General features: G+C 68.7%; 4 protein-coding genes. All 4 read left to right on the top strand.

Annotated elements, in window-relative coordinates; all coding sequences use genetic code 11:
- The first annotated feature begins 17 nt into the window (after positions 1 to 17).
- Positions 18 to 755 carry a histidine utilization repressor gene (gene hutC, locus AAG801_RS40570; protein WP_101493555.1) on the top strand — a complete coding sequence of 246 codons (738 nt, stop codon included), beginning with the start codon at positions 18 to 20 and terminating at the stop codon, positions 753 to 755.
- 66 nt (positions 756 to 821) lie between these two features.
- Positions 822 to 2,384 (top strand): histidine ammonia-lyase, encoded by a 1,563-nt coding sequence (gene hutH / locus AAG801_RS40575; RefSeq protein ID WP_341893536.1) that lies wholly within the window; start codon positions 822 to 824, stop codon positions 2,382 to 2,384.
- Between the two features lie 41 nt (positions 2,385 to 2,425).
- Positions 2,426 to 4,159 (top strand): urocanate hydratase, encoded by a 1,734-nt coding sequence (gene hutU / locus AAG801_RS40580; RefSeq protein WP_341893537.1) that lies wholly within the window; start codon positions 2,426 to 2,428, stop codon positions 4,157 to 4,159.
- Positions 4,160 to 4,219: 60 nt separating this feature from the next.
- Positions 4,220 to 4,709 (top strand): phytanoyl-CoA dioxygenase family protein (locus AAG801_RS40585; protein ID WP_341893538.1); only part of this gene is annotated, 490 nt, incomplete at its 3' end.

The following is a 4,709-nucleotide window of genomic DNA, read 5'->3' on the forward strand; positions in this document are numbered from 1 at the left end:
CCGAACGGGCCCGCACGATGAAACGTGACCTGCCGTCCCTCGCGCTCTATGCGCAAGTCAAGGATCACATCTCCCGCAAGATCCAGGACGGCACGTGGCCGCCCGGCCACCGCCTGCCCTCCGAGAACGAGCTGGTCGCGCAGTTCGGCATGGCGCGCATGACCGTGAACCGCGCCCTGCGCGAGCTCATGGAGCAGGGCCGCATCGTGCGCGTGGCCGGCGTCGGCAGCTTCGTGGCCGAGAACAAGCCGCAATCGACGCTGCTGCAGATCGCCAACATCGCCAGCGAAATCCGCCAGCGCGGCCACGACTACCGCTGCGAAATGCTCGCGGTCGAGCGCCTCGCGGCCTCGCCCGACGTGGCCGCCTGGCTCGACCTGCGCGCGGGCGACTCGGTGTTCCACAGCGCCTGCCTGCACCTGGACAACGACACGCCCGTGCAGCTCGAAGAGCGCTACGTCAATCCGCAGGTCGTGCCCGACTTTCTCGAACAGGACTTCACGGCCGTGCCGCCCAGCGAGTACCTCGTGCGCCACGTGCCCTTCGACCAGATCGAACACGTCGTCGATGCCGTGCTGCCCAGTGCCGAACAGGCCGAGCGGCTCGCCATGGCGCCCACCGACCCGTGCCTGCTGCTGACGCGCCGCACCTGGATCCGCAACACGCCCGTGACCTGGGTGCGCTGCCTGCATCCGGCCTCGCGCTACAGCCTGGGCAGCCGTTTCAAAGCCGACGGCAACCCGACCTTCGGCTAACCCGTTTTTTTTCGACCCTCAGAGGCCTACGTTTTCTCTCGCCACCACTTGTATAGACAGGTTCACATGCCAAGCAATCACACCGCCACCTCCAACGCCACCCTGACCCTCACGCCCGGCAAGGTCGACCTTGCGATGCTGCGACGCATCCAGGCCGGCGGCGTGCGCCTTGCGCTCGACCCGTCGGTGCTCGATGGCATGCAGAAGGCCGAGGCCGCGGTGCGCCACATCGTCGAGAACGACGAGGTGGTCTACGGCATCAACACCGGTTTCGGCAAGCTCGCGAGCACGCGCATCGGCAACGACCACCTGGCCGAGCTGCAGCGCAACCTCGTGCTGTCGCACAGCGTGGGCACCGGCGAGCCGCTGGCCGCGCCGGTGGTGCGCATGATCCTCGCGACCAAGGCCGTGAGCCTGGCGCGCGGCCACTCGGGCGTGCGGCCCGCGCTGGTCGATGCGCTGCTGGCGCTGTTCAACGCGGGCGTCACGCCGAGCATCCCGTGCAAGGGCTCGGTCGGCGCCTCGGGCGACCTCGCACCGCTGGCCCACATGGCCTGCGTGCTCATCGGCGAAGGCGAAGCCACGCTGGCCGACGGCCGGAAGGTGAGTGGCGCCGAAGCCATGCGCAGCATCGGCCTCGAGCCCTTCGTGCTCGGCCCCAAGGAAGGCCTGGCGCTGCTCAACGGCACGCAGGTGTCGACCGCGCTCGCGCTGGCCGGCCTGTTCGGCGCCGAAGACGTGTTTGCCGCCGCGCTGATGTCGGGCGCGCTGTCGCTCGAAGCCATCCAGGGGTCGATCAAGCCCTTCGACGCCCGCATCCACGCCGCGCGCGGCCAGCCCGGCCAGATCGCCGTGGCCGGCGCCGTGCGCACGCTGCTCGACGGCAGCGAGATCGTTCCCTCGCACGCCGACTGCGGCCGCGTGCAAGACCCGTACTCGGTGCGCTGCATTCCCCAGGTGATGGGCGCCTGCCTCGACAACCTGGCCCACGCCTCGCGCGTGCTGGTCATCGAAGCCAATGCCGCGTCGGACAACCCGCTCGTGTTCTGCGACACCGGCGAGGTGATCTCGGGCGGCAACTTCCACGCCGAGCCGGTCGCCTTCGCGGCCGACATCATTGCGCTGGCCGTGAGCGAAGTCGGCGCCATTGCCGAGCGCCGCCTCGCGCTGCTGCTCGACAGCGGCCTCTCGGGCCTGCCGCCCTTCCTGGTGCGCGATGGCGGGCTGAACTCCGGCTTCATGATCGCGCAGGTCACGGCCGCCGCGCTCGCGTCGGAAAACAAGTCGCACGCGCACCCCGCCAGCGTCGACAGCCTGCCGACCTCGGCCAACCAGGAAGACCACGTGTCGATGGCCACCTTCGCGGCGCGCCGCCTCGGCGACATGGTCAATAACACCGCCGTCGTCGTCGGCATCGAAGCGATGGCCGCCGCGCAAGGCATCGAGCTGAAACGCGGGCTCAAGAGCTCGCCGCTGGTCGAGGCCGAGTTCAGCAACATCCGCCAGAAGGTCGCCTTCCTCGAGCGCGACCGCTACCTCGCACCCGACATCGAAGCCATGCGCCTGTGGGCGCTCGCGGCCGACCTGCCGGCCGCGCTGCTCGACATCCTGCCCAGCCACGCCAAGTAATCCGAACCGTCCGTTTGCCACCCGACAAGGAGAACCACGCCATGAACGCACCCGACAAATTCGCCCTGAACACCACCCCCGCCGCCGGCACCGACCCGCGCCATGACCCGACCCGCGTGATCCGTGCCCCGCGCGGCACCGAGCTGAACTGCAAGAGCTGGCTCACCGAAGCGCCGTTCCGCATGCTGCAGAACAACCTCGACGCCGAGGTGGCCGAGCGGCCCCAAGACCTCGTGGTGTACGGCGGCATCGGCCGCGCCGCGCGCGACTGGGCCTGCTACGACCAGATCCTCGCGTCGCTGAAGGAACTCGAAGACGACGAGACCTTGCTCATTCAATCGGGCAAGCCGGTCGGCGTGTTCAAGACGCACGAGAACGCACCGCGCGTGCTGCTCGCCAATTCGAACCTCGTGCCGAAGTGGGCCAACTGGGAACACTTCAACGAACTCGACCGCCAGGGCCTCTTCATGTACGGCCAGATGACCGCCGGCAGCTGGATCTACATCGGCAGCCAGGGCATCGTGCAAGGCACCTTCGAGACCTTCGTCGAAGCCGGCCGCCAGCACTACAACAACAGCCTCGCAGGCAAGTGGATCCTGACGGCCGGCCTGGGCGGCATGGGCGGCGCACAGCCGCTCGCGGCCACGCTGGCCGGCGCCGTGTCGCTGAACATCGAGTGCCAGCAGTCGAGCATCGACTTCCGCCTGCGCACGCGCTACGTCGACAAGCAGGCGCGCGACATCGACCACGCCTTCGAGCTGATCAAGCAGCACTGCGATGCCAAGGAAGCCGTGTCGATCGCGCTGCTGGGCAATGCCGCCGACATCCTTCCCGAGCTGGTGAAGCGCGCCAACGCCGGCGGCCTCAAGCCCGACCTCGTGACCGACCAGACCTCCGCGCACGACCTGATCAACGGCTACCTGCCCTCGGGCTGGACCGTGCCGCAGTGGCAGGCCGCCATGAAGGACGTGTCGCAGCACGACGCACTCAAGAAGGCTGCCGCCCAGTCGTGCGCCGTGCACGTGCAGGCCATGCTCGACTTCCAGGCCATGGGCATCCCCACGGTCGACTACGGCAACAACATCCGCCAGGTCGCGTTCGACGAAGGTGTGAAGAACGCCTTCGACTTCCCGGGCTTCGTGCCGGCCTACATCCGTCCGCTGTTCTGCGAAGGCAAGGGCCCGTTCCGCTGGGTCGCGCTCTCGGGCGACCCGGAAGACATCTACAAGACCGACGCCAAGATCAAGGAGCTGTTCCCCGAGAACACCCACACGCACCGCTGGCTCGACATGGCGCGCGAACGCATCGCCTTCCAGGGCCTGCCCGCACGCATCTGCTGGCTCGGCCTGGGCGAGCGCCACATCGCCGGCCTGGCCTTCAACGAGATGGTGAAGAACGGCGAACTCAAGGCGCCCATCGTCATCGGCCGCGACCACCTCGACACCGGCTCGGTCGCCAGCCCGAACCGCGAGACCGAAGCCATGAAGGACGGCACCGATGCCGTCTCCGACTGGCCGCTGCTCAACGCACTGCTCAACACCGCAGGCGGCGCGACCTGGGTCAGCCTGCACCACGGCGGCGGCGTCGGCATGGGCTACTCGCAGCACTCGGGCGTGGTGATCGTGTGCGACGGCACCGACGCTGCCGCCCAGCGCATCGGGCGCGTGCTCTTCAACGACCCGGCCACCGGCGTCATGCGCCATGCCGACGCGGGCTACGACATCGCGGTCGCCACGGCGAAGAAGCAAGGGCTCAAGCTGCCGATGATCAAGTGACTCGGCGAGTGCAGTAAAAAAGCGGGTCACCCGACACCCCGAAAAAAAGGAGACCCGACGATGACCCTCGACGCTTCCGACCTGCAGCGCCGCGTGCGCGAGCGCGTGGACGACGCGCTGGTGGCGCAGTTCCAGCGCGACGGCGCGGTCTGCATCCGCCAGCTGCTCACGGCCGACGAACTCGCGCTGCTGCGCGATGGCATCGAAGCGAACCTGGCGGCGCCCAGCCCGCGCGCCAAGGTCGCGAGCCGGCCCGACGACCCGGGCCGCTTCTTCGAGGACTTCTGCAACTGGCAGGAGATCGACGCCTTCGGCCGCTTCATCGTCGAGGCGCCGCTGGCGCAACTCGCGCAGCGCCTGATGGGCTCGCAGACCGTGCGCCTGTACCACGACCACCTGCTCGTGAAAGAGCCCGGCACGCGCCAGCGCACGCCGTGGCACCAGGACCAGCCCAGGGCCTGCTCACGCTGTTTCCGGAGATCGCGTTGGTGCTCCAAGGGGCTGGCTGCAAGGCGCCCGTGCGCAGCAAGGCATTCGCCTTGCAAGCGCG

It is taken from the genome of Variovorax sp. YR752 (assembly GCF_943372545.1).

Excerpts from the sequence above, each read along its gene's own strand:
- hutH (WP_341893536.1), top strand. The coding sequence starts at position 822 with ATGCCAAGCAATCACACCGCCACCTCCAACGCCACCCTGACCCTCACG.
- hutC (WP_101493555.1), top strand. The coding sequence starts at position 18 with ATGAAACGTGACCTGCCGTCCCTCGCGCTCTATGCGCAAGTCAAGGAT.
- hutU (WP_341893537.1), top strand. The coding sequence starts at position 2,426 with ATGAACGCACCCGACAAATTCGCCCTGAACACCACCCCCGCCGCCGGC.